General features: G+C 54.2%; 26 protein-coding genes. 18 read left to right on the top strand and 8 right to left on the bottom strand.

Going from position 1 to position 25,737, the window contains the following annotated elements:
* Positions 1 to 19 precede the first annotated feature (19 nt).
* Both hmeg3_RS13635 and hmeg3_RS13630 read right to left on the bottom strand, forming a co-directional pair.
* Complete coding sequence (locus hmeg3_RS13635; RefSeq protein ID WP_198361701.1) at positions 20 to 2,149, bottom strand: TonB-dependent siderophore receptor; 2,130 nt, start codon at positions 2,147 to 2,149, stop codon at positions 20 to 22.
* Between the two features lie 329 nt (positions 2,150 to 2,478).
* Positions 2,479 to 4,200 carry an IlvD/Edd family dehydratase gene (locus hmeg3_RS13630; RefSeq protein WP_094564201.1) on the bottom strand — a complete coding sequence of 574 codons (1,722 nt, stop codon included), beginning with the start codon at positions 4,198 to 4,200 and terminating at the stop codon, positions 2,479 to 2,481.
* A gap of 162 nt (positions 4,201 to 4,362) precedes the next feature.
* Here hmeg3_RS13630 and hmeg3_RS13625 point away from each other — a divergent pair, with 162 nt between their 5' ends.
* Complete coding sequence (locus hmeg3_RS13625) at positions 4,363 to 5,265, top strand: LysR family transcriptional regulator (RefSeq protein ID WP_094564200.1); 903 nt, start codon at positions 4,363 to 4,365, stop codon at positions 5,263 to 5,265.
* A gap of 58 nt (positions 5,266 to 5,323) precedes the next feature.
* Here hmeg3_RS13625 and hmeg3_RS13620 read toward each other — a convergent pair whose 3' ends face one another.
* Positions 5,324 to 6,631: an MFS transporter gene (locus hmeg3_RS13620; protein ID WP_232511641.1), complete on the bottom strand. Its 1,308-nt coding sequence runs from the start codon at positions 6,629 to 6,631 to the stop codon at positions 5,324 to 5,326.
* Between the two features lie 460 nt (positions 6,632 to 7,091).
* On the opposite strand from hmeg3_RS13620, the gene hmeg3_RS13615 reads away from it, so the two are divergent.
* Positions 7,092 to 7,574, top strand: coding sequence for a GNAT family N-acetyltransferase (locus hmeg3_RS13615; RefSeq protein WP_094564199.1), 483 nt, complete (start codon positions 7,092 to 7,094; stop codon positions 7,572 to 7,574).
* A 65-nt stretch (positions 7,575 to 7,639) separates the two neighbouring features.
* On the opposite strand, the gene hmeg3_RS13610 is transcribed toward hmeg3_RS13615, so the two are convergent.
* The 3 genes from hmeg3_RS13610 to leuC form a co-directional block, all read right to left on the bottom strand.
* The gene (locus tag hmeg3_RS13610) at positions 7,640 to 8,962 is read right to left on the bottom strand and encodes a 2-hydroxycarboxylate transporter family protein (protein ID WP_094564198.1); all 1,323 of its coding nucleotides are present in this window, start codon (positions 8,960 to 8,962) and stop codon (positions 7,640 to 7,642) included.
* A gap of 74 nt (positions 8,963 to 9,036) precedes the next feature.
* The gene (leuD, locus tag hmeg3_RS13605; protein ID WP_198361879.1) at positions 9,037 to 9,726 is read right to left on the bottom strand and encodes a 3-isopropylmalate dehydratase small subunit; all 690 of its coding nucleotides are present in this window, start codon (positions 9,724 to 9,726) and stop codon (positions 9,037 to 9,039) included.
* A 1-nt stretch (position 9,727) separates the two neighbouring features.
* Positions 9,728 to 11,143: a 3-isopropylmalate dehydratase large subunit gene (gene leuC, locus hmeg3_RS13600; RefSeq protein WP_094564197.1), complete on the bottom strand. Its 1,416-nt coding sequence runs from the start codon at positions 11,141 to 11,143 to the stop codon at positions 9,728 to 9,730.
* A 143-nt stretch (positions 11,144 to 11,286) separates the two neighbouring features.
* Between leuC and hmeg3_RS13595 the strand changes: the two genes are divergently transcribed.
* From hmeg3_RS13595 to hmeg3_RS13550, 10 genes are all read left to right on the top strand, one after another.
* Positions 11,287 to 12,201 carry a LysR family transcriptional regulator gene (locus hmeg3_RS13595; RefSeq protein ID WP_094564196.1) on the top strand — a complete coding sequence of 305 codons (915 nt, stop codon included), beginning with the start codon at positions 11,287 to 11,289 and terminating at the stop codon, positions 12,199 to 12,201.
* Between the two features lie 304 nt (positions 12,202 to 12,505).
* A complete protein-coding gene (locus tag hmeg3_RS25090) occupies positions 12,506 to 12,574 on the top strand; it encodes a hypothetical protein (protein ID WP_369828888.1) in 69 nt (22 codons plus the stop codon).
* A gap of 73 nt (positions 12,575 to 12,647) precedes the next feature.
* Positions 12,648 to 13,958, top strand: coding sequence for a GGDEF domain-containing protein (locus hmeg3_RS13585; protein ID WP_232511640.1), 1,311 nt, complete (start codon positions 12,648 to 12,650; stop codon positions 13,956 to 13,958).
* A 74-nt stretch (positions 13,959 to 14,032) separates the two neighbouring features.
* Positions 14,033 to 14,827, top strand: a complete 795-nt coding sequence (locus hmeg3_RS13580) for an ABC transporter substrate-binding protein (protein ID WP_369828823.1) — start codon at positions 14,033 to 14,035, stop codon at positions 14,825 to 14,827.
* 74 nt (positions 14,828 to 14,901) lie between these two features.
* On the top strand, positions 14,902 to 15,546 hold the full coding sequence (locus hmeg3_RS13575; RefSeq protein WP_094564192.1) for a LysE family translocator: 645 nt from the start codon (positions 14,902 to 14,904) through the stop codon (positions 15,544 to 15,546).
* Positions 15,547 to 15,789: 243 nt separating this feature from the next.
* Positions 15,790 to 16,290, top strand: a complete 501-nt coding sequence (locus hmeg3_RS13570; RefSeq protein ID WP_094566336.1) for a cupin domain-containing protein — start codon at positions 15,790 to 15,792, stop codon at positions 16,288 to 16,290.
* 55 nt (positions 16,291 to 16,345) lie between these two features.
* Positions 16,346 to 16,780 carry a hypothetical protein gene (locus hmeg3_RS13565; protein ID WP_094564191.1) on the top strand — a complete coding sequence of 145 codons (435 nt, stop codon included), beginning with the start codon at positions 16,346 to 16,348 and terminating at the stop codon, positions 16,778 to 16,780.
* A 117-nt stretch (positions 16,781 to 16,897) separates the two neighbouring features.
* Positions 16,898 to 17,269: a VOC family protein gene (locus hmeg3_RS13560; protein WP_094564190.1), complete on the top strand. Its 372-nt coding sequence runs from the start codon at positions 16,898 to 16,900 to the stop codon at positions 17,267 to 17,269.
* A 58-nt stretch (positions 17,270 to 17,327) separates the two neighbouring features.
* Positions 17,328 to 17,933, top strand: a complete 606-nt coding sequence (locus hmeg3_RS13555) for a bifunctional 2-polyprenyl-6-hydroxyphenol methylase/3-demethylubiquinol 3-O-methyltransferase UbiG (protein WP_094564189.1) — start codon at positions 17,328 to 17,330, stop codon at positions 17,931 to 17,933.
* A 96-nt stretch (positions 17,934 to 18,029) separates the two neighbouring features.
* A complete protein-coding gene (locus tag hmeg3_RS13550; RefSeq protein ID WP_157739271.1) occupies positions 18,030 to 18,485 on the top strand; it encodes a hypothetical protein in 456 nt (151 codons plus the stop codon).
* A 425-nt stretch (positions 18,486 to 18,910) separates the two neighbouring features.
* Here hmeg3_RS13550 and hmeg3_RS13545 read toward each other — a convergent pair whose 3' ends face one another.
* Complete coding sequence (locus hmeg3_RS13545) at positions 18,911 to 19,888, bottom strand: LysR family transcriptional regulator (protein ID WP_094564187.1); 978 nt, start codon at positions 19,886 to 19,888, stop codon at positions 18,911 to 18,913.
* A gap of 44 nt (positions 19,889 to 19,932) precedes the next feature.
* Between hmeg3_RS13545 and hmeg3_RS13540 the strand changes: the two genes are divergently transcribed.
* From hmeg3_RS13540 to hmeg3_RS13525, 5 genes are all read left to right on the top strand, one after another.
* Positions 19,933 to 20,760 carry an SDR family oxidoreductase gene (locus hmeg3_RS13540; RefSeq protein WP_094564186.1) on the top strand — a complete coding sequence of 276 codons (828 nt, stop codon included), beginning with the start codon at positions 19,933 to 19,935 and terminating at the stop codon, positions 20,758 to 20,760.
* 63 nt (positions 20,761 to 20,823) lie between these two features.
* Complete coding sequence (locus tag hmeg3_RS13535) at positions 20,824 to 21,273, top strand: lipocalin-like domain-containing protein (protein WP_198361700.1); 450 nt, start codon at positions 20,824 to 20,826, stop codon at positions 21,271 to 21,273.
* A 687-nt stretch (positions 21,274 to 21,960) separates the two neighbouring features.
* Complete coding sequence (locus tag hmeg3_RS24735; protein WP_157739270.1) at positions 21,961 to 22,416, top strand: hypothetical protein; 456 nt, start codon at positions 21,961 to 21,963, stop codon at positions 22,414 to 22,416.
* 197 nt (positions 22,417 to 22,613) lie between these two features.
* Positions 22,614 to 23,198, top strand: coding sequence for a hypothetical protein (locus hmeg3_RS13530; protein WP_157739269.1), 585 nt, complete (start codon positions 22,614 to 22,616; stop codon positions 23,196 to 23,198).
* A 156-nt stretch (positions 23,199 to 23,354) separates the two neighbouring features.
* The gene (locus tag hmeg3_RS13525) at positions 23,355 to 23,726 is read left to right on the top strand and encodes a VOC family protein (RefSeq protein WP_094564183.1); all 372 of its coding nucleotides are present in this window, start codon (positions 23,355 to 23,357) and stop codon (positions 23,724 to 23,726) included.
* 215 nt (positions 23,727 to 23,941) lie between these two features.
* Here hmeg3_RS13525 and hmeg3_RS13520 read toward each other — a convergent pair whose 3' ends face one another.
* Positions 23,942 to 24,688 carry an SDR family oxidoreductase gene (locus hmeg3_RS13520; protein ID WP_094564182.1) on the bottom strand — a complete coding sequence of 249 codons (747 nt, stop codon included), beginning with the start codon at positions 24,686 to 24,688 and terminating at the stop codon, positions 23,942 to 23,944.
* 95 nt (positions 24,689 to 24,783) lie between these two features.
* Here hmeg3_RS13520 and hmeg3_RS13515 point away from each other — a divergent pair, with 95 nt between their 5' ends.
* Entirely contained in the window at positions 24,784 to 25,722 is a 939-nt protein-coding gene (locus hmeg3_RS13515) for an AraC family transcriptional regulator (protein WP_094564181.1), read from the top strand.
* Positions 25,723 to 25,737 lie beyond the last annotated feature (15 nt).

Here is a 25,737-nt window from a genome sequence, read left to right as displayed (position 1 = left end):
GGAATGTACGAAGAAGATTTTAGTATCGATATCCCAGCGTCAGCATCACAGTGCGGTCGTCACCCAACGCGACCGCCCGAGCCAGACCGCCTGCGTAGTACTCGGTATTGAAGATGTTCTTCACGTTCAGCGCGGCGCGCCACTTTGCTGCGTTGTAGGCGATACCTGTGTCGGCCAGAACATAGCCGGGCAGGGTGTAGCCGTTCGTGCGTTGCATGCTCTGTCCGCGAACGCCGCCGTTCAGTTCCCATCCGTTCAGTTCGCCGCTGAAGCGATAGCGTGCGCTGGTGTTGAAAGTGTGGCGTGGCACGTTGTCCAGCCATTGACCGACGGTAGTGGTTTTTTGACCGCCATCGTCGGTGATCGTCGCGGCGGTATAGGCATAGCCTGCGATGATGCTCAGCCCGTTCTTGAAGTCCGACGTGAGTCCAATTTCGACGCCGCGCGAACGCTGTTCGCCGACTGCGATGCTGAAGCCGTTGTTGGCTGGATTCGGGTCTGCTTGCAACACATTGCGGCGATACAGATCGAATACCGCGACGTTCAGATTCGTGCGGCCCTCATCCATTTCCACTTTGACGCCAGCTTCCACCTGCTTGCCGGTTTCCGGTTTGAAGGTGTTGCCACTGGCGTCGGTGCCGCTGTTGGGGTAGAACGAAGTGGCGTAACTCACATAGGGGCGCACGCCACGCAGTACTTCATACATCAATGCTGCGGAACCGGTATTGGCGCTGGCCGGATTGTCAGTATGGGTGCGGGTACGGATGTTGTCGGCGTATGTGGATGCCGTGTCGCGGCGCAAGCCGGCGACCAGTTGCCAGCGATCACCGAACTGAATCTGGTCGCGCAGGTAAATGCCCAGGTCACGCACGGTAGTGGACGTATTGGTTCCGGGCGCAGCAGGACAGACGAAGCGTCCTGTATAGACCGGGTTATAGACGTTCAGCGCAGGCACGGTACAGGTATAGGAAAGTACATCTTCGCGCGTGTTCAGATAGTCGCTGCCGAAGGTGATTTCGTGCTTGCCGAACGCCGTGTTAAAGCTGCGCTGCAAGTTGGTGTCCATCGTGAACGTCTGGCCGTTGTAGGTCTGGTCCGTACCGGTACGCGTGAGGCTTTGGCTGGTCGCATTGAGGACGTTGTTGGCGATCAGTTGTCCACTCATGTTGAACTGTTGATAGCGCAGGTTGTTGTGCAGCGTCCAGCCATCGTCGAAGCGATGTGTCAGCGAATAACCAAGGCGAGTTTCCGTTGCGTTGTAAGGGCGCGTCGCAGGATCACCGATAAATCTGCTGCGCGGGATGCTGCCGTTGATATTGCCGGTAATGGAACCGGACAGAGGCAAGCCTTGCTGACGGACATAGCCGCGCTCCTGAAAACTCGTCAGAATGGTGAAGTCCGTGCGCGCACCCAGGTCAAGCGACAGCGAAGGCGCGATATAGCGGTTTTTGAACCAGACGTAATCGGTGGCATCGTTGGAATTGGAAATCAGGCCGTTGATACGGAAGGCTTGCTTGCCGTTTTCCGAAAGTGATTTGTTGAGGTCGACCGTTGTTTCATAGAAATCATGGCTACCGACCGTGACGTCGACATTGGCGAAGTCATATCCTTGCGGACGCTTGCTGACCATGTTGACCAAGCCGCCCGGCAGTACCAGGCCGTAGAGTAACGAGGCCGGCCCTTTCAGCACTTCTACCTGCTCCAATCCAAACAACTGTTCCGCCACGCGATTGGAGGCGGCGGTGCGCAATCCATCCAGATACAGCGAATCCGACGCCACCTGACCGCGGATGATCAAATCGTCCCAACCGCGGCGGCCATATTGATTGGAAACGACACCCGGTACGTTCTTCAACGCGTCCGACAGGGTCACTGCCTGTTGGCTGTCGAGTACCGAGCGAGGTATCACCGTGATGGACTGCGGCGTTTGCGAAAGCGGAATACTGGATTTATTGACCAGCGGTTTGGCAGCGTTGAACCCTGTCCCTGCGTCGCCGTCCGATACCACCGTCACCGCAGGAAGTTGATTTGCCTCCGCAGTCGGTTCGCTAATACCGGACGATGCCGGAGAGGTGGTTTGCGCGATCAGCGCGGAGGGGGTAAGGGCGGCCAAGCCGACAAAAAGGGGGTAAATACGGGAGGAGAGCATGGAGAGGCGAGTGAATATTATTAAATGAGAATAATTTCTATTTATAATATCCGTTAATGCCGCATTGCCGCAAATTAATTCGAATTTCTTTGAGTTTCTTCGTTGGCTGATCAAAAATCACAAACGCCCTTGGATCATCATTCCTGTTTGCTGAAAAGGGCTTCGGGCATGGAGGCTGCGCGGGTGACCGGATGATGGTGCTGCGGCAATGAGGAGACGGGCGAACTCGAAATACAGGCACTCCCGGACGTATGAGCCGCAGCGTAGTCCTTGATACGAGGGGCAAAGCGGGGATGATTTTTGCGCTTCGCCCCCCTCATACGCGCTTTTTACTCAGGCGTTTTTCCGATCATTCTTTTGGCACGAAGGAAATCAAAGTCCACACCTTGATCGGCCTGCGTCACGGTATCCAGAAACAGCTTTGCGTAGCCACGCTCAGCCGTCGGTATGACCACCGGGTTTTCCTGCGAACGCCTTGCGAGTTCTTCATCCGACACCAGCAGGGCGATCTGACGTTGCATCACGCTCAGGCGAATTCTGTCGCCATTCCGGACATAGGCTAGCGGCCCACCAATGGCTGCTTCCGGGGTGACGTGCAACACGATTGTGCCAAATGCGGTGCCGCTCATGCGCCCGTCGGAAATACGCACGATGTCTTTGACGCCGGCGCGCGCCAGTTTCCGGGGAATCGGAATGTAGCCTGCCTCGGGCATGCCGGGGGCGCCTTTGGGGCCGATGTTCTTGAGGACCAGGATGTCGTCTGCTGTCACATCCAGATCATCGCTGTCGATACGCTCTGCCATGTCTTGCATGTTTTCAAATACGACGGCGCGACCTTCATGTTCCATCAGTTTGGCATCGGCAGCCGACTGCTTGATGATCGCTCCGCCGGGGGCAAGATTGCCGCGCAAGACGGCAATGCCACCTTGCGGAAAAATGGGGTTGTCGGCAGAGCGAACCACGTCTTGCGGAAATCCCTCACCGGCAAGTTCGATTTCCTCACCCAGCGTTCTTCCTGTCACCGTCATGGCTTCCAGACGCAGCAGCGGTTTCAGTTCGCGCAGCAGCGTCGCCATACCGCCTGCGTGGTGGAAGTCTTCCATGTAATGCTGTCCTGATGGCTTCAGGTCGAGCAGCACTGGCGTGCTGCGGCCCATGCGGTCAAGTGCATCCAGGTCGATTTCCAGTCCCATGCGTCCTGCAATCGCCGTCAGGTGCACGATGCCGTTGGTGGAGCCGCCGATGGCCAGTAGCACGCGCATGGCATTTTCGAATGCGGCGGGCGTGAGTATTTTGTCGATCGTCAAGCCGTCGTGCGCCATCTGGACCGCGCGTGATCCGGTTTCTTCCGCCACGCGGATGCGGTCTGCCGTTACCGCCGGAGGCGATGCGCCACCCGGCACCGTCATTCCCAGAGCTTCAGCGATACACGCCATGGTGCTGGCGGTGCCCATGACGGAACAGGTTCCCACGCTGGCGACGAGCTGATTATTGACTTGCGAAACCTCTTCGGTGGTGATTTCTTCCGCACGATATTTCCCCCAGTAGCGACGGCAGTCTGTGCAAGCACCCACGCGTTCTCCGCGATGGCTGCCGGTCAGCATGGAGCCGGTAATGAGCTGGATGGAAGGAATGCCCGCCGATGCGGCACCCATTAGCTGTGCGGGAACCGTCTTGTCGCAGCCGCCGATGAGCACCACGGCATCCATCGGTTGGGCGCGTACCATTTCTTCGGTGTCCATCGACATCAGGTTGCGCAGGTACATGCTCGTGGGCGCCGAGAAACTCTCGTGAATCGAGATGGTAGGAAAGTCCATCGGCAGTCCTCCCGCCAGCATGACGCCTCGCTTGACGGCTTCGATGAGCTGAGGCGCATTGCCATGGCAGGGGTTGTAGCTGCTGCCGGTGTTGACAATACCCACCACCGGGCGCTCAAGCGCCTTGTCCGTATAACCCGCGCCTTTGATGAAGGCCTTGCGCAGAAACAGCGAGAATCCTTGATCGCCGTAGTTGGTCAGACCCTTCTTCAAACCGGTTTGCTTGGGTTTCATTTATCTCTTTCCTCATTGTGTCGCCGGCGCCGTTGGCGGGCAGGCTGTTGTTGTGGAAGGCTCCGTAACATCAAGCCGAAAATGCTGATTCTGAATCCTTCTATTAGAAAAAACAATTTGGTATTGCTTGCTTAAAAAGAAAATATTTTTTACTATCTGCGAATGGATATCCGCTACATTCAAAGCTTCGTCACCACCGTCGAGTGCGGCTCGATCGCCGAGGCCGCCAGGCGTCTGGATCTGACATCGGCGGCGCTCGCTGCGCGCGTGCGCGCCTTGGAGGAGGAACTGGGTACGCCGCTCGTCAAACGTTCCGGGCGCTCCGTCAAGCCGACGGCGGCCGGTCTGAACATTCTCGACAGCGCCCGCAGCATGTTGCGCGAAGAGCGTGACCTGCGCGCCATGGCGACGAAGGAGTTGCCGGTTGGCGAGTTGAGACTGGGCACCTTCGTGTCGGCATTGACCACCGTTCTTCCTCCGGTGTTGCGAAAGCTCTATGCCGAGCATCCCGACTTGTCGGTGTCGGTGGTATCCAATGCATCGGTCGAACTGTGTCGCATGGTGGCCTCGGGAGAGCTCGATGCCGCCGTGGTTGTCGAACCGCAATTCGCCATCCCAAAAACGTGCGAATGGCGACCGCTGATGGATGAGCCATTGGTGGTGGTCGCGCCGGTCGATCTGGCCGACGGTGATCCTCACGAACTGCTTCGCAATCAACCCTTTATCCGCTATGACCGCACCGTCTGGGGCGGCCAGCTGGCTGACCGATACTTGCGCGATCACGGCATACGTCCGCATCAACGTCTCGAAATCAATGGCCTGATGTCCATCGCGGTGATGATTGACCATGGGCTGGGTGTTTCGCTGCTGCCGGACTGGTCGGCGCTATGGTCCGGCGGTCTCTCGATTGCGCGCATACCGCTGCCGAACAAGGCACCAGTGCGGCGCATAGGATTTATCTGGGGCGAGCAGAGTCCGCATTCGCATCTTGCCAGGCTGTTTCTTGAACACGCCGAAACGGTATTCCGAGGCCACGGCAACAAGCCGCGCATAGCCCGCAGATAAGCGCCTGCAGGCGGCCTGATCATCTGTCGACCTGCGCAGGCGCTTGGTTTGGTCTGCGTCAGCGATTCACCAGGCGGGCAGGGATGAAGGCCCAGATCAGCAGCGCCGCCAGCGTCAGCGTGCCTGCCACCAGATACAAGCCCGAGGACAGCGTTCCGGTCATGCTCTTGAGTGCGCCGATGACTGTCGGGCTGATGAAGCCGGCCAGATTGGCCGTTGAATTGATCAAGGCAATCCCTGCTGCCGCTCCTGCACCTCCCAGAAACGACGTCGGCAGCGCCCAGAACATGGGCAGCGCGCTGACCACGCCCATGGCCACCATGGTCAGACCGACGACCGACAACACTGCGCTATGTGCGGTGTTGGCACAAACCACGAAGCCACATGCCGCAAAGAGTGCCGGAACAATGACGTGCCAGCGCCGCTCGCGATGCTTGTCTGCGCTGCGTCCCATCAGGATCATGCTCAATAGCGCCGCGGTGTAAGGGATGATGGTCAGGATGCCGATCAGGGTTGGATTGGTGATGCCGGTCCCTTTGATGATGGTCGGTTGCCAGAAGCTCAGCGCGTAGGAACCCATGATGATGCAGAACAAGATCAGCGCCAGCAGCCACACGCGTCCGGATTTGAATGTCGCGCCTATCGAGGCATGCGTTCTGGAAGTGTTGTCCATGTCGATGTCACGCTGGACCATTGCGCGTTCTTCTGCGCTCAGCCAACCGGCATCTGCAACACGGTCATTCAAATGACGAAAGACAACGATGCCCAACAAGATGCCCGGCAGTGCTTCGAGAATGAACAGCCACTGCCAGCCATACATGCCTCCCACTCCCGCCATGGAAGTCATCAGAAATCCGGACAACGGGCCGCCCAGCATGCCGGAAACGGGATTGCCCGCAGTCAGCAATGCCACCATGCGGCCGCGGCGATGCGCTGGAAACCAGTAGGTGAGATAGAGCAGCATGCCGGGATAGAACCCGGCCTCTGCGATGCCCAGAAGGAAGCGCACCACGTAGAGCTGCAGCGGCGTCGACACCCACGCCGTGCACATCGACAATATTGACCACGTGATCATGATGCGTGCGATCCAGCGCCGCGCGCCGATCTTGTGCAGCAGCAGGTTGCTGGGAACCTCGAAAATGAAATAGCCAAGAAAGAAGACGCCGGCACCGAGCCCGTAGACGGTTTCGCTCAATTGCAGGTCGTTGAGCATTTGCAGCTTTGCAAAGCCGACATTCACGCGGTCGAGATACGCCATGACGTAGCAAACGAACAGGAGCGGGAGGAAGCGCAACGCTATTCTGGCGTAGACGGAGTCGGCTGCGCCGGCATGGTAGCCGGCGGCATCGTTGGTGGTGGGATTCAAATTTATCTCCGATAGTTATTAGTAGTGACTGAGCGCCCGTAGTTTCACTGATCCACGGGGTTCAATACAGCGGCTACTATCAGGTTCAAACCAAAATATGTTTTTGGTTCAGAGGTTTGAAAATCTCCAATGTCGATGATATTCAGGGCTGTTTTCTGAAGGAGGCTCAGCAGGGAAAGCGAGCAAATTCATGACCGGTATGAGCTTGTTTCTCGAGGCATATTCGTGATTTCCGCCCAGGGGCGTTCCCATTCCCGATAGATCGGAAGCAAGCGAGGTTTGCTATCATTCCCGACGCGCGAGAGTCCGGACGCCGTGCTGCAGTGACGGCGCAAGATGGTCAACGCGTTTTATCGTTCCGTGCCGCATGCCGTTGGGAAATACTTTGTACGATACGGTTCAGCCCGGACTGCCAGGTCAAGGCAGGCCAATGCAACCCATCTCATTCAGAAAGCGAAAAATGACAGGTACCCCGCTCGTGCAAGGCGATCCAATCCATATCCGTTCACTACGCAAGGACGACTTTGCGGCATGGCAGGTGTTATGGCAGGGTTACAACGCCTTCTACGGACGCCATGGCGAGACCGCGCTGGCCGATGAGATCACGGCAATGACGTGGTCACGGTTTTTTGATGCCTATGAACCGGTACATGCGATCGTGGCCGAACACGCGGGGCAATTGATCGGGCTGGCGCATTTTCTGTTCCATCGCAGCACGACGCAGATTGGTCCCAACTGCTACATGCAGGATCTCTTTACAGCAGAGTCGTCCAGAGGGCAGGGCGTGGCGCGCAAGTTGATCGAAGAAGTCTATGTCCGGGCAAAGACGGCAGGCAGCGGCAGAGTCTATTGGCAGACGCACGAGACCAATGCCACTGCCATGAAGCTGTACGACAAAGTCGCTGAGAAGTCGGGATTTGTCGTCTATCGAAAATTACTCTGAAGACGGGCAAGACGCATGGCTGTTCCAAGGATCATCCTGGAACAGCCATGCGATTGATATAAGCGCTAGTTGAACAACTTCAGCAGCAGCGTGGCGCACACAATCATGACGGCGCCGCCGATACGCGTGGATATCTGCGCGAAGGGCATCAGGCCCATCCGGTTTGAGGCGGACAGAATCGCGACGTCACCGGTTCCGCCGAGGCCGCTGTGGCAAGCCGTCACAATGCCGGCTTCCACCGGATACATGTTGAGCCATTTCCCGGCGAAGAAGCCGGATGCCACCAGCGAGATGACGGTAGCCGCACAGACCGCAAAGTAGCCCGGTGTAAAGGCATGAACCAAATCCTTCCACGACACGAACAACGCTCCCAGACCGACGAGGATGGCAAACGTCAGATTGCTCGAAACGAATTTGTACATCTGGTAGGCGCCCAGTTCGATCTTCTCTGGAATCAGCTTGAACACTTTCAGCAATGCTGCGCTGATGATCATCAGAATCGGGCCGGGGATGCCGGTGTATTCCGACAGCACCGCGCCGAGAATGAAAAATGCGCAGCTGACCAGCAGGCCGGCACCCATCAGGCCCAAGTCAATGGGGACGCTGGTGTGATCGGTTTTGAGCAGGTCGACATCTTCACCTGACTTGACGAGGTAGCCATTGCCGTTCAGATGCGGCTTCTTGTCGCCGATCCAGCGGAGGACGCCACTCGACAGAATCGCCACAACATTGCCCAGCAGCGCGGCAGGAACCAGCATCGCGATCAACTCAGCCTGTGGTCTGCCAAGGATTTCCGAATAGCCGATGGAGAGCGGCAGGATTCCTTCGCCGATACCGCCTCCAAAGATCGGAATGATGATGAAGAAGAAGGTATGTTTGGGCGTATAACCAAACAACCAGCCGACGGAGATCCCCACCGCAATGGCAGCGATGGAGCCAATCAGCAGCGGAAGGAACATGCGCATGAAGCCCTGCACCAACACCTTGTGGCTCATGCCCAGGATGCTGCCGGCGACCAGGCAGGCGATGTAGAGATACTGCAGGTTTGCCGTCTTCATGGTGGTGGTGATGGCCTTGAGCATCTCCGGGTCCATCAGCTTGAACCCGATGAGCGCAGACGGCACAAAGAGGCACAGGATCGCTGCACCGCCGATGTGCTTGAAGACGGGAAGCCGGCTGCCGATTTCGCCCAACAGAAATCCGGCCAGCATGAGAACGGCAAAGCCACCGATGATGTCATTGGGCAGTTTTTTGTTCAGCGCGGCAATGACGGTGATTGCCGCGATGGCGACATAAATCGGTAATGGCAGCGGGCCGATTTTATAGCTGCTGATTGATTGCCATAGACCTTGCCGGGTGTGGGGCGAATCGATTGAAGTTGCTTCCATGTTTGTCTCCTTATAGGGAACGGCAGCCTCTTTTATTTTGTAGGGCCGGCTGCCGCCTGGTTCAAGAAATAGTGCTAGCTGTTACCCAGAGGTTTGGCGGGCGAAGTCGCATTGATCCGCGCCCTGGTGACGTGAGCGATGTTGTGCAACCAAGGGCGCTGTTGCCAGTGCTTCTCCTGAAATGCGTTGATCTTGTCTTGCAGCGACAAGGTCGCGCCGATGATGTCGAGGCCTTCGAGAAACATGTGGTGATGGCGGGCCGACAAAGTGAATGAGGCCTCTACGCTGTGGCTCTTGACGGTCATGCTGCTGACGTCGATCAATACATTGCTGGTCAGCGGATTGGACACGTCTTCCATGATGCGTTGCACCTCGGCCTCCGGAAGCATCACCAGCAGCAACCGGTTATTCATCGCGTTGCTATAAAAGATCTCTCCGAAACTTGGGGCAATGACCGCGCGGATGCCGAATTGCTGCAATCCCCATACCGCATGTTCGCGACTCGAACCACAGCCGAAATTGCTGCCGGCGACGATGATCGAAGCACCTTTGTATGCCGGCTGGTTGAGAACGAAACCGGGGCGCAGCTGATTGTCGGCGTCATAGCGCAGGTCATACAGCAAGCCGTTGTCCAAGCCTTTTTTGTCGATGCCGCGCAAGAATTGTTTGGGCATGATCTGGTCGGTATCCAGATTTGGCGTGGGCAGGGATGCGGCGATACCTTCGACGCGGGTGGTATTCGAGATACCAGCGATAGTGGTCATATCAGACATGGGCTTCTCCAAATTTGCGGACGTCGGTGATGCAGCCGGTAATGGCCGCTGCGGCCGCCATGGCCGGACTCATCAGATGCGTGATGCCGCCGCGTCCTTGTCGCCCTTCAAAGTTTCTGTTCGTGGTGGAAGCGCAGCGCTCACCCGGCAACAGGAAGTCGTCATTCATGGCCAGGCACATGGAACATCCCGGCTGTCTCCATTCAAAGCCGCTGTCGATGAGTATCTGGGCGATGCCTTCACGTTCCGCCTGTCGGCGTACGGCGCCGGAACCCGGCACCACCATGGCGCGCACCGAGGAGGCGACTTTGCGTCCCTTGACGATTCCCGCTACGACACGCAGGTCTTCGATGCGGGCGTTGGTACATGAACCGATGAACACCCGCTGCACGGCAATGCCTTCCATGTTCGTACCGCTTTGCAGACCGGTATAGCGCAGTGCCTGCTCGGACGCGGCACGTACCGTGGCATCCGGTGCCGATGCGGGCGAGGGAACTTGTCCTGTCACCGGCACAGCCTGGTCGGGGCTGGTTCCCCACGTGACGTAGGGGGCAACGTCACGTGCGTCGAATACATGTTCGATGTCGAATGTGGCCTCGGGGTCACTATGCAGCGTGGCCCACTCCGCCAGTGCGGCTTCTTTGTATTGCGCGGCAATGTCCGGTGCGCGTTCCAGAACGTAGTCGGTGGCGGCGTCATCGGGAGCAATCAAGGCACCGCGCGCACCGGCTTCCACGGTCATGTTGCACAGCGTCATGCGCGCTTCCATGGACAAGGCGTCAATGGCGCTTCCCTGAAATTCCACGACGTAACCACGGGCGCCTTGCGCACCAATGCAACTGATGACATACATGATCAGATCCTTGGCGCTGGAGCCCATGGGCAGCACGCCGTCTATGCGAATGCGCATGTCCTTGGCCAACCGGTATACCAGTGTCTGCGTCGCCAATACGTGTTCGACTTCCGACGTGCCGATGCCAAAACCAAGCGCGCCAAACGCGCCATAGGTCGTGGTGTGACTGTCTCCGCACAGCACCACCATGCCCGGGCGGATCATGCCCAGTTCCGGTGTGATGACGTGTTCAATCCCTTGTAAGGCATCGTTGGTATCAAACAGCACGATGCCGTGTTCGGTGCAATTCTTGGCGAGATTGCTGGCTTGCAGCGCGGACGACGGATCCTGAATGATCCGAAAACTCACCGGATGTGTCGGGATGATGTGGTCCACCACGGACAAGTGCTGCCCTGGCACGGCCACCGGACGAGCGGCTTCATGCAGCCCTGCGAATGCTTGCGGGCTGGTGTATTCGTTCATGATGTGCAGGTCTGCATAGAGCAGCACGTTTTGCTCGTCGAGCCGCGCCACCGTATGTGACTCCACCAGTTTTTGATATAGCGTCTTCGCCATGTTTCTTCCTCCTCGGATGCTTTTGCGCTTGCATGTTTTGAGCAGCGCCAAAACTTTTGCCACTGCATGAGGAGGAAGTGTAATAATTCTGTGGCTATTTATAATTCATATTCACTTCATCTATTGTTTAGCTGAGTTTAATAATGGACCGCATATCTGACCTGGAGTTTTTCATACAGCTGGTGAAGCAGGGATCCCTGGCTTCGCTCGCCAGAGAGATGGGTGTCACGCCGCCGGCGGTGACGTCGCGGCTGGCGCAGATCGAAAAACGCCTCGGCGTCAGACTGCTCAATCGCACCACGCGACGCATCAGCGTGACGCATGAGGGCGAGGTGTATCTGGCAACCGGCGCCAAGCTGCTTGCAGAACTGCAGGAACTGGAACAGACGGTTTCCAGCAGCCGCGCCGTTCCCAAAGGCGTGCTGCGTGTCAACGCCACCTTCGGCTTCGGCCGACGGCACATCACGCCGGCAATCGCGGCATTCGTACGACGCTTTCCAGAAGTGGAAGTGCAGCTTGAACTCACCGACCGATCCATCAATCTGGCCGACAAGGCATTCGACATCGGTATCTGGTTCGGCACCGTACCGGATTCCAGAATGGTCGCAAGAAAAATCGTCTCGAACAAAAGGTTGCTCTGCGCCTCACCGGCCTACCTTAAAAGAGCAGGCACGCCGGTGGTTCCCAGGGACCTCCAAACACACCAGTGCATTGTCTTGCGCGAAAGCGACGCCGCCTACGGCACCTGGCATCTCGCGCGCGGCAGCAAGCAGGAGACCATCAAAGTCAGAGGCAGCCTCAGCACCAATGACGGCGAAGCCGGCGTGGTTTGGGCGCTGGAAGGCCATGGCATTCTGATGCGTTCCGAATGGGATGTTCATTCCTACATCAAGAGCGGCAAACTGGTACAGGTATTGGGAGACTGGACGTTACCGGGATCCGACATCTTTGCGGTTTATCCGGAGCGAGCACATCTTTCTGCGAAGGTCAGTGCGTTCATTGATTTTTTGACGGCGTGGTTTGCTACGCAGGCTGCCTGGACAAATGAACGCAGGTAGGTGCTGGGTTTGTATTGATGCCGATGAACGCAAAGAAGAATGCGATCAGTGTCTTGTTGAATTTTGGCAATATTAACAAATAGCCGTAACAATAAACAGGCTCCAAGAAAGGGCTGAGCTTGTTGTTTGGGTGACGCAAAAAACCTCAATAGCTGGGGGTGAATAAAATTATTTCGCAGAGCGGATCTATTCCACGCGTGCAGAAAGAATAAACTTCACCGAGGGATAATGCGTGATTCGAATTTCATGCCACGGCACACGCATTGGGGCAAAAGCTTACTATGGAGACAATCGGGCACGATTGATGCGTATGAAAAAAAGATACCATCCCGCTAACTTGTTTTCTTTCGCACAAAGCATACTGTCCTCTTGAGAATATGAATTTTGTATCAAAGCATTCTTTGGCAGTACATTTGCTACGGATCATTTTTGGCAGTTACTTTGTCGTGACGCTCATTGTCACCTGCGTCCAGCTGACTGCTGACTACCAGCATACGAAAACCGGCATCGACAATGAATTGATGGCCATGGATCTGACGTTTGGCGCCAGTCTGGCCAGCTCGACATGGCGCTTTCAAGGGGACGTGCAGAAAGCCACTCTCGCCGGAATCAGCAATCTGCCGGTCGTGACCGGCGTGAAGATAGAAGATCCTCAGGGACGTTTAGTGCTCGCACTGGGCAATATTGATGACAGTGACGGCAAGCAGATTCACGTCGACGATAACGGTGTGCGCAGTCCGGTGGCGACAGGTTTTCTGAATGCGGCAACCGGCCATCGCTTTCCTATCCTCTATCGTGATGAACATAACCTGATCCACGATATCGGCTCCTGGACGGTGTATTCAAGCCGTCACGTCGTGGTCAGGAAAGTGGCCTATGGATTTACGCTTATTCTGATCAACTCCATCATCAAGACCTTGGTGTTGTGGTTTATCTTCCTCTATGTGTTTCAGCGCTGGCTGGGTACACCCATCACCACACTCAGCTCCTTCGTGCGGGAGCAGGATCTGAACCGGCTCGATGCGCAGCAAAGCATTGCGTTGCCTGGAAAGAAGCAGCATGAATTGCATTTTCTCGCTGACGCCATCAACGCCATGTTGGCAAGTCTGAGAAAACACATGGGGCAAAACCGGGCGCTCTATGACGAGTTACAGCAGGAGAAAGAGTCGCTGCGTGCTTTGAACAAGTCGCTGGAGTTGCGTATCGCCGAGCGTACCCGCGATCTGGCACAAGCCAACGAGCAACTCAAGTTGCTCAGCCTGACTGACGCACTGACGGGCATTCCCAATCGTCGCTGTTTTGATCAGAGCCTTGATCAGGAGTGGCGGCGCTGCGCACGCAACGGCAAACCGTTGACAGTCGCTTTATTCGATGTGGACTGGTTCAAAAACTACAACGACCAATATGGGCACATTGCCGGTGACGAAGTATTGCGCCGGGTTGCCAGCACCTTGCAACAGACCGTCGGCAGGGCAGGCGACACCGTGGCGCGCTATGGTGGGGAAGAGTTTGCCCTGATCGCCTCGGACACGGATGGCGAATCGGGACTGGCTCTTGTGCACAAAATGCGCGATGCCATTTTTTCTCTGGACATGCCCCACGTACTGTCGGATTTCGGGCGTATCACCGTGAGCGTCGGCGTGGCCAGTTGCATGCCGTCCCAGCATAACGATGATATCAATACGCTGCTGCAGGCTGCCGATGCAGCCTTGTATCGTGCAAAACTTGCGGGACGCAACCAGGTTCTGGTTGCGTAAGGGTTCTCCGCCATCATTGAAGAAAGTAGGCAATGCTGTATAGAGTTCTGCGTTACGTTTTGGCTACCTTGCTGATGAGCGCTTCATTTTCCGCTGCAATGGCTGCCGACCAGATTGTGTGGGGAAAATATAATGTGCCTCCCTACATGATTCGAACAGGGGAGTGGGCACATCAAGGTATCTTTGACCAGACCCTCGATGTCCTCAAGGAAAAGATGCCGCAGTACCAGCATGTGGAGTTGGAGGCGCCGTTTCCTCGCATCAACAGCGAGATCAAAAAGGGCAGTCACTGGTGCTATAACGGGACGTTGAAAACGCCGGAACGTGAATCCTATGGTTATTTTTCCCTGCCGAGTTCGATTTTTCTCCCACTCCGGATCATCGTGCGCCGAGACCGCCTGAATGACTTCAAGGGGCGGCAATCGCTGCAATCTCTGCTGCAGAATCACCGGTACATTACGTCGGTCATGCGAGACCGATCTTACAGTCCGACCGTGGACAAATTGCTGGCCGCGTACCCACCGAAAGAAAACTATTCCGAGCAGATAGAGGCCATCGGCATGCTGTTGGCAGGACGCATCGACTTCATGATCGAGTTGCCCTTGTTGGCCTTAGATCAGGCGCGCGTGATGGGCCATCCGGGAGAATTGATCGCCATTCCCATGCAAGAAGCAGACGAAGTCGTCTTCAACCGGGTCATGTGCTCAAAGAATGAATGGGGACGCCAGGTAGTAGAGCAAGTCAACAAGGTACTGATCGTCAACCGGGGCCAACCGTATTACCGTCGCATTGTCGAAAGATGGCACGATCCTGAGTCCGTGGCTGAAATTCGTAAAATTTACGATAGCGTATTTCTCAAGACGCCATAAACTCGCTGGAAAGAAAAGCTGGACAATTACGAAGCGGATTCATCCAATCTGATCAACTCAAAAGCTACGTTGCCATGCCATCACTTCATCTGTTTGCGCTATACATTACCGCCAGCCTGGCACTCAATCTGACACCCGGTCCCGATATGGCGCTGACGCTGACGCGAGGCATGACGCAAGGTTTCAAGGCCGCATGGTTGAGCGTGATAGGCACATTTGCTGCCGGGATTCTCCAGATTCCACTGGTCGTGTTCGGGCTGGCAGGAATCTTTCAAGAATCGCCCATGCTGTTCGAATTGGTAAAAATCGTCGGGGTACTTTACTTGGTCTACCTGGGGTTGCGGGCCTTGCGGCGCTCCATTCAGGGAAAAGAGACAATCGCAACGGCCGGCACCGATAGTGATCGCGGCGTATTTTGGCAGGGATTTTTCACCAACTTGCTGAACCCGAAAGTTTTTATTTTCCTGGTTGCATTCCTGCCGCAGTTTGTGGATCCGGACATCGGACCGATCTGGCAGCAAATGCTGGTCTTGGCTGTCAGTTCAAAAGTCCTGGGCCTGTTGAACGGCACATGTTTTGCCTATGGCGCATCGCGAATTCGCGTCTGGCTCAGCAGAAATTTATGGTTCCTGCGCCTTCAGGACAGCCTTCTTGGCATCGCCATGCTGGGGATTGCCGGCTATCTCGTTTTTAACCGGGCGCCCGGCGGTCGAGGTTGATGTTTCTGGGGATATATAGTCGTAAATTCACGCTAAAAGAAAAATTTATTTGATGCCCAGGTGTTCTAAATTGGCGGCGTGTCGAATGTCTACAGCCGGCCAGGAACTGACATCGAAAATTTGATGTGGAAAAATATGCACGATTGGATAATAGTTACTACTGTGTTTGGAAGCCCCTTACGAAACGGCGCCACAACTTGATCAGTTCCAGCCACGACAATTCTCATACCGTTACAGATGCCTATGAATGAACATGATTCCATTGCCGAAGAACTGATTGCTCGTCTTGAGCTTCTGCCGCATCCGGAAGGAGGCCATTACAGAGAAACTTACCGTAGTCAGCAAAGAGTACTGCGGACAGGTAGCGATCTCGGCCGTTCTGCAGCTACCGCGATCTACTATCTACTCCGTCAGGGAGAAAGGTCAACGTGGCACAGGATCCAGTCCGACGAGATGTGGCATTTTTATGCGGGGGAGCCCCTGCATATTCATGTCCTCGAACACGGCCGCGAGCTGTATACCCTGACGCTTGGAAATCCCTTGACGCAAGACGGTGCCATGTTCCAAGCCTTGGTCCCTGCTGGCGCCTGGTTTGCGGCGCAATGTGCCGGGTCGGGCGCCTATGCGCTTGTAGGTTGCACGGTAGCACCAGGTTTTGAATTCCAGGAGTTTGAAATAGCGGACAAGGATTTCCTCCTGAAGACCTGGCCGCAACATGCACAGGTGATCGAGCGCCTGGCATAAAGCGCGTGCTGGCCAGAAGCGGATGACACAAAAATTGAAGACGATGCGAACCCCAATGAAATATTCCCTCGGCTTCCTGACCTTCTTGATTCTCGGTTTCACAAACCATGCACGAGGCGCCTCGCTCCCTAAGACGGATATTCCGGCCTTCATCGCAAACAATTTAAATCTGCGGTCATTTCCCAACTCACTGCACCCTCGAATGGACGGCACTCGTTCTTCGGTAACGTTTTCTGACCTGGCGCTGATCCCAACCCGTCTAACGGGTGATGTCGTCGAATTTGACACCGATGATTGGTTCTATAGTTTGCAGATTATTGAGCAGGGAAAAGAGATTCGGGACAACGAGTATTTATATGTTTGTTTTGTCGACCATGCTAAGGTCGGGAGTTACTCTACAGTTACCCCTCTGCGACTCTCATACGCCAGCGGAAAGATGACTGCGACCGAGGCAGCATCATCGGCCGCTTGCAAGCGATTTTCCCGATAGTCTGTTTTCGGCCAGGAGCAGTCTTCCATGGCGAGTCGAAGATTCACTGAAAAAATAGCGATTTTTGATACAGTGGCCCCCTGAACTTTCATTTGCTTGACTCTTCTACTAAAACCCATGACTGCATCGCTCAATACGATTTTGATATACGCCCGCAATCCTGCAGTTACCAGTGCTTTCTACAAAGACCATTTTGGATTTAAGACGACTGGTGAGATGCACGATGGCCTCATTGAATTGAATAGTCCCGCCGTCGGCATCAACCTCTTGGTTCATCAGGCCGCCAAATCCCTAAAATTTGGGCAGGCGGTAGTCAAACTGATGTTCAGTGTTTCCGACGTTGAATCGTTCAAGGTCGAATCTGCGAAAAGAGGTCTGGAGTTTGGCAGCATCCATGAGGCAAATGGCTATCAATTCGCTAATGCTAAAGACCCGGATGGAAACTCAGTAGCTATTTCCAGTAGAGACTATCGGCAACAAGTTAATTAGCGGATGGCTGCTATCGGCCAGTTAGAGCCATTCGATAACTTTAAACAGTAGGTATTACATGGAACAGAAAGTGGCGGGAATCGCCGGCTATGGAGAGAATGCCGAGCATCTCGCGGAGCAGTATGAAAGTATTGAATTTGAAGATGTGTATCGCGACGTCCTTCATTTGTTTCCAACACAACCTAGTGAGATTCTGGATATAGGCGCTGGTTCGGGGCGTGATTCCGCTGCTTTGGCGCGCAAGGGGCATGCCGTCACCGCAATAGAACCCACAAAAGAATTACGCGAAGAAGGACAGCTGCGCCATTCCATGAAAAACATACATTGGATTGATGACCACCTTCCTACTTTGAAGGTCGCAAAGCAACAGGCGCGAAGCTTTGACGTGATATTGCTCACCGCAGTCTGGATGCATTTGGAAAAAGAGGAACGAAAAATTGCAATGAAAGTAATTTCCGAACTGCTACGTCTCAGGGGAAAAATTATCATGACGTTGCGACATGGCCCAGTTCCCGATGGGAGGCAAATGTTTGACGTATCCGCTCAGGAAACTGTCGAGCTTGCCGGACAATCGGGTCTGCAAGTAAGACACGTCAGCGAACGTCAGGACATGTTCAGTCGGAACGATGTGAGTTGGAGCATAGTTGTTTTGGAAAAAATATAGCGCTGGCTATTGGCCTTCGGAGCTTAACTGTCGAAGGTCCGTAATCGGCCAGGAACGGATATTCATTTTCCTCGAATAAAACGCACCCTCCAAACAATGAAACTAAATTTTGTCATGAGAGTGACGAGTGTTGCCACAGAAGACATTGGCGCTCAACTAAATGAAGTAACGATTTGGTTACAGGATTTTCTTGCGGATAATTTTAATACTGAGTTCTTGGGGGAGGCCTTCGATCAGCTTATTGTGGTCTTCGTCGCCGTTGATTCAAGCCTATCCGAGATGGAGTCCTATCTCGCAGCACACGATAGATGCGGCAAATACAAAAGTTTTCAATCCAAAGAAACCGTTCGATATGCAGGACTTGCCGTAAGAATGAACTCACAAATTCTTTTGAATAAGGATGGCCATAAAACAGAAGCCCTACGCCTCTTAGTTGAGCGCCTTCAAAAACCACTTCGGCGTGTTCCTAAGGGTGCAGCGGCAGATCTACTGGTTCTTGAGTTAAGACGAGTTATATCTGCCCTACAAAGCACGTTGAAATTAGGCGCTTAAGTGGCATGAATCGGCCAGGAGCAGTCATCTCATGGATGCCCCTATCGGCGCAAACTGATCCTCGATTCTTGCGAAGGAGAGTCAGATGAAGGGGCTAACTATGCCAGTTGCTTCTTGAAACAAGGGCAGACTCGCCGGACACAAACCACGGCGACCATGTAGCTCTCGCCACCGAGACTGGCGTCTCGACACGGGCCTTTAACAATTACTTCCCGAACGAAGGGGTTGTGATCGTCGGTATCGGTGCGATCCGCGCCGAACCGTCCGTGTTTGCCGAGGAACGGAAGTCCGGCATTGAGATCGCGTGTAACATCGCGGTGCAAATCGGCGCCGCCTCGATGTGCACGGAGGTCCAATTTCAACCCGCCATTCCTTTCGCCTTATCGTTGCTCGACGCCCTCCAAAGAACAGTGAGCCATTTGTGCCTAAACGAAGCCGCCTCGCAAATGCTCAATGAATGCGCTGAATGCGCGGGTCGGGTGCCTGGAAGGCAGATAATAAAAACAATGGCCGTCGAAGGTAGGCGAATACTCTTCTAGCAATCGCACGAGCTGTCCGGACTCAATTTGAGCCGCCACATGGTGTACGGGCACGTAGCAAACCCCTGCACCTCGCACTGCGGCAGCAACGATCGTGGCGAGGCTATTGCTAGTCAGTGTTCCCGGCGGATCAATCGTTACAGATCGACCGCCGTCCTCGAAGTCCCAACGATAAATTCGGCCGTTAGCGAAGCGCTGACGGATACAGCGATGTTCCAGCAAATCTGCCGGCAGCCTCGGCGGCGGATGGTTCGCGAGGTAGGCAGGAGCAGCGGCGGCAACGAGCGAAGACTTTTTCGATATCGGGATCGCCACCATATCGGGTGGAACGTCGTCTCGAAACCTGACCCCAGCATCGAAGCCGCCGGCAGTGAGGTCTACAAGGGCAGAGTCTATGACTAACTCTACCTGGACAAGCAGATGACGGGCTTGGAATTCGGATAGTCCTCTTTCAAGGAGTAGAACCGCGCCGTATTCCGCGGCGGTGATGCGAATTTGACCTGAGAGTTGGTCGGCATCGTCACGTAATTCAGCGATGGCATTCTCCACGCTATTCAGCGCAGGCCTGAGACGTTCGGCCAGCCGAGCCCCGGCCTCTGTAAGACCAACGCTTCGAGTTGTTCGGTTGAGGAGACGCGTTCCAAGCCTGCTCTCTAAGGCCCGCATGGCGTGGCTCAGTGCCGATGGTGAAAGGTCCAGGAGAACAGCTGCGCGCCGGAAACTGCCATGCTCCGCGATCGCGAGAAATAGAGTTAAGTCATCGAGAAATGGCCTCATTAGTGAAAATTTCTCATTAAGCTGTTCATATAATCCCATATTGTTGTGATTTATTTCGCTAATTATAATGTTGATGAATTGGCGCAAGCAACGGACGGGTTTCCAGCGCGAGCCATCACCTGGAGCCGCCCATGACAGATATAAATAAGACAGTAGTGATCACAGGCTCATCAAGCGGCATCGGAAAAGCGACGGCGCAGGTCTTTTCGAGAGCCGGGTGGAACGTTGTCGCCGCAATGCGACTGCCGGCTGTGGAAAAGGATCTTGTAGAGACCGACCGGTTGAAGCTTGTCGCCCTCGACGTTCAAGACGCAGCTAGTGCCACCGCGGCTGTAGCGGCGTCAATATCGGCATTCGGCAAGATTGATGTTTGGATTAACAACGCAGGCTACGGCACTTTTGGTCCGATAGAAACGGCGTCGCAAGCACAAGTGCAGCGGCAATATGATGTCAACGTCTTTGGGGTGATTCATTGTGTCAAAGCTATCGCTCCGCACTTCCGCGCAAATCGAGGGGGCGTAATAATCAATGTTAGCTCGATAGGAGGCCTGATGGCCTTGCCCGCCTATGCCCTTTACAACTCCACCAAATTTGCAGTCGAGGGACTATCAGAGGGGCTGTGGTATGAGCTGAGCAGGTTCGGGATCAGGGTCAAGATAGTGGAGCCGGGTCTTACCAAGACCAACTTCGGAAGTAGCTCCATGGATGTACTCGATCATTCGGCGCTGCCTGCCTACGAGCAAATGATGGGGGCAATAAACGCCGCGCGTAAAGATAACGTCTCGCGCTCAAGCTCGCCGGAGTTAGTGGCAAATACGATCTTTGAAGCCGCGAACGACCCTGGCGATCGTTTGCGCTATCTCGTTGGAGCCGACGCCAAGCGCCTCTGGCGGTTACGCCGATGGATCGGCGCTCAAACACAGATGCGCATTATTCGCCGCGTCTTAAAAATAAGCTGATTGGAACAACGAACCATGCCAACGCTGCGATACATACTTCCCTTCTTGATAGGAATTTTATCCATGAGCGCCCCCGCCGAAGCTTCCTCACGCAACCAAGTGCTGGGCACGTGGCGGATGGTGTCAGCCTGGCTGGATCCGGAGGGCGCGAAGGTGCCGGCCTATGGTAAGAGGCCCAACGGATTGCTCAGTTTTACATCCGACATGCATTTCGTCGAAGTACTAACCGACGCGGACGTTCCCCGTTTTGCATCTAATGCGCGTGGTCAAGGCACTGACGCAGAAAATCGAGTCGCGATGGAAAAAGCCATTGGTTTTTTTGGGACATACACAGTCGATGACAAGGGGGAGTTTAGCGGCAATAAGGTCGATGGATCGACCTTTCCGAACTGGGTTGGCGCTGTCCGGAGCCGCAACGAGCTACGCCTGGTTGTTGAAGGAGACAGAATGACGGAGAACTTTCAGCGGCCCGATGGTGCCAAGATCGTCATCCACTGGGAACGTGTTCGTTAGCCCCCATCCAGACCCTACGAACCGGCAAAGCACGATAGCTTCAAATTCAAACCAGGATTACCACCCGCGACTACGCTCGCAAAACAGGCGGTGTAGTGGGTGCTGTCGCTTTAGCGGCAGGTAGCGCTGCTACGGCACTAAGGGAAGAAATGAATACGCTCTTCTTCCAATGAGATGTTCCCTTCAGTGATAATGACTAAGTCCGCTTTTGGGGAGGAAACAGATGGCTGCAACCGCCCAGGAGCGGCCGGAACCTGGCTGGGGAAGATTTGCATAACTACCTGTTTTGGAGGGAATTGATGCTTGAAGGGCCATATCGCTCAAGTCGTTGGCGGGAACACTTGCTGAGCATCGAAGGCGTTCTGCAAATACTGATGATTCCCGCAGGTCTGATATATCTTTCCATTTCAACCTATGAGGCTTGGATCAATGGAAGATACGTCACGTCCATCTTTTATGCTGCAGGCGTAACGACACTCTTAACAATTGCATTTGTCGTTGTCAGGGCGATTTTTAGAGGCTGGAATCGCTAAAAAAATGTGTAAGAACGTTTAGTCCGGAGGCTATGAGTGGCATGGTCGATATTGGCCTATCAAACCTTATGAGTCACGACTATGCCTATAAAGACTGCATCCGGTCAGTTGCGGACATCGATTGCAAGTATCTTTTCGCTAAAAAATCAAGAAAATGAAATCAAATTCGTCACTTGCAACACCGTTCTTTGACGCGCTCATTGGAGAAAAAATATCCCATGTGTGGAGAGGAGGCGGCTCGGCAATCTTTATTGAATTGGGTAATCTCCGAAAACGGAGAAAACTTAATGGTGAACCAGGTGAGCCCAAAGGGGATATCACTGTGATGATTGAATGGAGTTGGCGTATCGAGGGACCTAAATCTATTCTGGGAGGAAGCTGGAGCTCTGAACGTGGCTGGCCAAAGATATTTGAAAAAATCATCGGGGAATCAGTTCTCGACGTGCAGTTATTTGGCGTACTTCCAGAGATTTGTATCTTGCTTTCGAACGGCTCACGAGTAACCTCGTTCATGACGGCCAACGGCCAACCTCAATGGACAATACTTACGCACGATGTCAGTCGCGGTGCTTTAGGCGTAAAAAGAGGACGTCTTCATGTTGAAATATAATTGCCCGTTGAATGGCTGAAATCGGCCAGGAGCGTACATGGATCAAGATGAGACTCGAAGCAAGAATATAAAGTAAAGGTCTAGAAATGTCATATTTGGTCTCCCCGACACGCGCAGGAGCCCTTCGTGTGTGCTGGGCAGTGCTTGTACTCCTAGTCAGCTTGCTATTAGGCTGTGCCCAGCCGGCTGTCGTCAATATGCGCAAGCTGGATGTGAAGAACGTCATCTTTGTCGAGCCACGCACGGACAAAGCGAATGAGCTAAAGCTGCGCCGCCCGGATTGGGCACCTTTCGTTAGCGCAGATACATTGCGCGGGGAGGAGCTCACAATTAATAATGCGCTACCGTCATGGGAGCCAAAAGTGCGCGCTAGTTTTGCAGATAGCTTTATCAATGTCCTCAAGGAAGACGGCTATTCGGTCACTAGACTGACATATGAACAATACACCGCCCAAACCAATCCACCTATAACAGCACTTGTTGTAAGCAGTTATATCGAGCCAGGCTTCATATATAAAACTCTTGGTTCCGATATGTACAAGCCGTACGTGTTGGTAGCCATCGGTATCAGCGAAAATAAGGGACGCGACCTCTATAGAAAAACGTTCGTTGCGACTGATCGCCCATTCAATATCTTAATGACCCACGAGCCGGCATCTACACCGTATGAGTTTCCAAGCATCAAGTCCTTGTACGGCGCACCGGAGCGCGCACTCGAGGCACTTTCAGAACTTTCATCGCAGTTAGGTAAAAAACTGGCAATCAATACGTTTCACCAGTAACGTTATCCGACCTAACAGGCACTGTTTAGTGCGGAAACGTCCGCAATCGGCTAGAAGCAGTCTTCCATGGCGAGTCGAAGATTCACTGAAAAAATAGCGATTTTTGATACAGTGGCCCCCTGAACTTTTGCCTGCTTGACTCTTCTACTAAAACCCATGACTGCATCGCTCAATACGATTTTGATATACGCCCGCAATCCTGCAGTTACCAGTGCTTTCTACAAAGACCATTTTGGATTTAAGACGACTGGTGAGATGCACGATGGCCTCATTGAATTGAATAGTCCCGCCGTCGGCATCAATCTCTTGGTTCATCAGGCCGCCAAATCCCTAAAATTTGGGCAGGCGGTAGTTAAACTAATGTTCAGTGTTTCCGACGTTGAGTCGTTCAAGGTCGAATCTGCGAAAGGAGGTCTGGAGTTTGGCAGCATCCATAAGGCAAATGGCTATCAATTCGCTAATGCTAAAGACCCGGATGGAAACTCAGTAGCTATTTCCAGCAGAGATTATCGGCAACAAGTTAATTAGCGGATGTCTGCTTCCGGCCAGGAACGGACATAAGGCTAAAAACCTGTCGTGCGGTACTGGCTCTCTCAAACAGTAGATTGAACCAACGCCAATTTCGCCCCGGATTGGCTATTTCAGAGCTTCGTGACGCTGATCAAAATGTTCCTCTTAAACCCATGAGAATGCGATACGACGATGACACTGCCGCATCTCACCCTCAGTGTTCTGCCTGACGACTAGATCTTGTTGAACCACTCGACAGCATCCGCGCCGGCCGGAACGCGAAACGCAGTCGAACCTTCTTGCGCAACCTGCCAGACTGCGTCAGCAACATCAATCGAATGCGTCACTGAACCGGTGTAATTCTGAAACCCCGACATCACAGCGTTCATGGTGGCAGCGTAATCGTCGGGAAATGTCTGGATGACTCGTGAACCGGCATTGGACGCAAACGCGGTCTCCGGCGCCATTCCCGGCAACACTACGCCTACCCGGATGTTGAACTCCGCTAGTTCGAGCGCCAGCGATTCGGTAAATGCGACGACGGCGGCCTTGCTGGCTGTGTAGACGGGAAGTAGCGGCAGGGCCTTTAGGGTCACGGAAGATGCCACATTGACGACAACGCCCGCTCTGCGTGCCCGAAACTGCGGCAAAAATGCCTGCGTCATGGCCATCGTACCGAATGTATTGGTTTCGAACACTTCGCGTACGGCTTCCATCGAGGTACTTTCGAAAGGCCCGAGCATACCGACGCCTGCGTTATTCACCAGAACGTCCACCGGACCAGCTTCTTCGACTGCGCGACGTATGCTTTCAGGATCGGTCACGTCCAATTTCAACAGTCGCAAATGTTCAGACTTTGGCAGAACGCCATCATTCGGCGTACGCATGGTAGCGACCACGCTCCACTTGCGGTCCAAAAAATACTTGGCGATTTCCAGGCCAAATCCGGAAGAGCAGCCGGTGATTAAAACGGTTTTCATGTGAATCCTTTCATCATCAGTGAGCCACAACGATAACGCGTGCCATAAAAACCATCTACAATAGAAAGTCCAATATTTGTTTGCGAGCGTCCGGAATGACTGATCCCTTAGCTTCTGTAGTGGCGCTACTGCAACCGAAAATGACGTTCTCAAAGATTGTGACCGGCGCGGGACGTTGGGGCGTGCGCGGCGAACTCATAGGCACACGCTTGTGTTGCTGCGTGGTTTTGGAAGGGAAGCTGCGATATACGATCGACGAGGCTGAACTCGTCGTCGAAGCAGGCGACTTCGTGCTGATTCCGTCGATGTCGAAATTTCTGGCAACCAGCTTTGACGTTCCTTTTGAGAATGAATGGCAGTCTGAACCGGCTCTCTTGGAAAACGGCGAGCACCGCAATGGATCTCTCTCCGCCGATGCCGACGTGAGAACACTGGTCGGTTTTTGCCAATTGACGTCTCCAGACTCCACTTTACTTTTGACACTGCTCCCGAAGCTCCTGCATATTCGGGGAGACGTTCGCTTGTCAGCGCTGGTTAAACTCGTTATTGATGAATCACGCGCGCAGCGCTCAGCACGGGACGTGGTTCTCGAGCGCTTGCTGGAAGTCATGTTGATTGAAGCGCTTCGCTCGTCAAACAATGCGGTGACCTCGCCGGGGCTGTTGCGCGGACTTGCCGATAGCCGACTGGCGAACGCAATACGTTGCATCCATGAAAACCCTCAAGAGTCATGGACAGTGGCGCTTTTGGCAAAAGAGTCGGCACTCTCCCGCTCGGCCTTTTTTGAGCGATTCAGCAAAGCTGTGGGCGTCACACCGATGGATTACCTGCTGTCATGGCGGATGGCATTGGCAAGAAATCTTCTTGAACGAAAAGAGACAATTACAGAGGTAGCGGCTCGGGTGGGTTACAGCTCATCAAGCACATTCACCGTCGCGTTTACTCGTCATACCGGCATGCCGCCCGGTCAATATGCCAAATCGTGGCATGACGTGGGTAACTCGTCCGATGCGGGAGTGTTTGCCACAGCATGAATTGCTACCCGGACG

The sequence above is a fragment of the Herbaspirillum sp. meg3 genome (assembly GCF_002257565.1).
GTDB lineage: Bacteria > Pseudomonadota > Gammaproteobacteria > Burkholderiales > Burkholderiaceae_D > Herbaspirillum.
This window is presented reverse-complemented; position numbering and strand designations above follow the sequence as displayed.

Coding starts and splice junctions, on each gene's coding strand:
- hmeg3_RS13635 (WP_198361701.1), bottom strand. CDS start 2,149: ATGCTCTCCTCCCGTATTTACCCCCTTTTTGTCGGCTTGGCCGCCCTT.
- hmeg3_RS13630 (WP_094564201.1), bottom strand. CDS start 4,200: ATGAAACCCAAGCAAACCGGTTTGAAGAAGGGTCTGACCAACTACGGC.
- hmeg3_RS13625 (WP_094564200.1), top strand. CDS start 4,363: ATGGATATCCGCTACATTCAAAGCTTCGTCACCACCGTCGAGTGCGGC.
- hmeg3_RS13615 (WP_094564199.1), top strand. CDS start 7,092: ATGACAGGTACCCCGCTCGTGCAAGGCGATCCAATCCATATCCGTTCA.
- hmeg3_RS13610 (WP_094564198.1), bottom strand. CDS start 8,962: ATGGAAGCAACTTCAATCGATTCGCCCCACACCCGGCAAGGTCTATGG.
- leuD (WP_198361879.1), bottom strand. CDS start 9,726: ATGACCACTATCGCTGGTATCTCGAATACCACCCGCGTCGAAGGTATC.
- leuC (WP_094564197.1), bottom strand. CDS start 11,143: ATGGCGAAGACGCTATATCAAAAACTGGTGGAGTCACATACGGTGGCG.
- hmeg3_RS13595 (WP_094564196.1), top strand. CDS start 11,287: ATGGACCGCATATCTGACCTGGAGTTTTTCATACAGCTGGTGAAGCAG.
- hmeg3_RS13580 (WP_369828823.1), top strand. CDS start 14,033: ATGAGCGCTTCATTTTCCGCTGCAATGGCTGCCGACCAGATTGTGTGG.
- hmeg3_RS13575 (WP_094564192.1), top strand. CDS start 14,902: ATGCCATCACTTCATCTGTTTGCGCTATACATTACCGCCAGCCTGGCA.
- hmeg3_RS13570 (WP_094566336.1), top strand. CDS start 15,790: ATGAATGAACATGATTCCATTGCCGAAGAACTGATTGCTCGTCTTGAG.
- hmeg3_RS13565 (WP_094564191.1), top strand. CDS start 16,346: ATGAAATATTCCCTCGGCTTCCTGACCTTCTTGATTCTCGGTTTCACA.
- hmeg3_RS13560 (WP_094564190.1), top strand. CDS start 16,898: ATGACTGCATCGCTCAATACGATTTTGATATACGCCCGCAATCCTGCA.
- hmeg3_RS13555 (WP_094564189.1), top strand. CDS start 17,328: ATGGAACAGAAAGTGGCGGGAATCGCCGGCTATGGAGAGAATGCCGAG.
- hmeg3_RS13550 (WP_157739271.1), top strand. CDS start 18,030: ATGAAACTAAATTTTGTCATGAGAGTGACGAGTGTTGCCACAGAAGAC.
- hmeg3_RS13540 (WP_094564186.1), top strand. CDS start 19,933: ATGACAGATATAAATAAGACAGTAGTGATCACAGGCTCATCAAGCGGC.
- hmeg3_RS13535 (WP_198361700.1), top strand. CDS start 20,824: ATGAGCGCCCCCGCCGAAGCTTCCTCACGCAACCAAGTGCTGGGCACG.
- hmeg3_RS24735 (WP_157739270.1), top strand. CDS start 21,961: ATGAAATCAAATTCGTCACTTGCAACACCGTTCTTTGACGCGCTCATT.
- hmeg3_RS13530 (WP_157739269.1), top strand. CDS start 22,614: ATGCGCAAGCTGGATGTGAAGAACGTCATCTTTGTCGAGCCACGCACG.
- hmeg3_RS13525 (WP_094564183.1), top strand. CDS start 23,355: ATGACTGCATCGCTCAATACGATTTTGATATACGCCCGCAATCCTGCA.
- hmeg3_RS13520 (WP_094564182.1), bottom strand. CDS start 24,688: ATGAAAACCGTTTTAATCACCGGCTGCTCTTCCGGATTTGGCCTGGAA.
- hmeg3_RS13515 (WP_094564181.1), top strand. CDS start 24,784: ATGACTGATCCCTTAGCTTCTGTAGTGGCGCTACTGCAACCGAAAATG.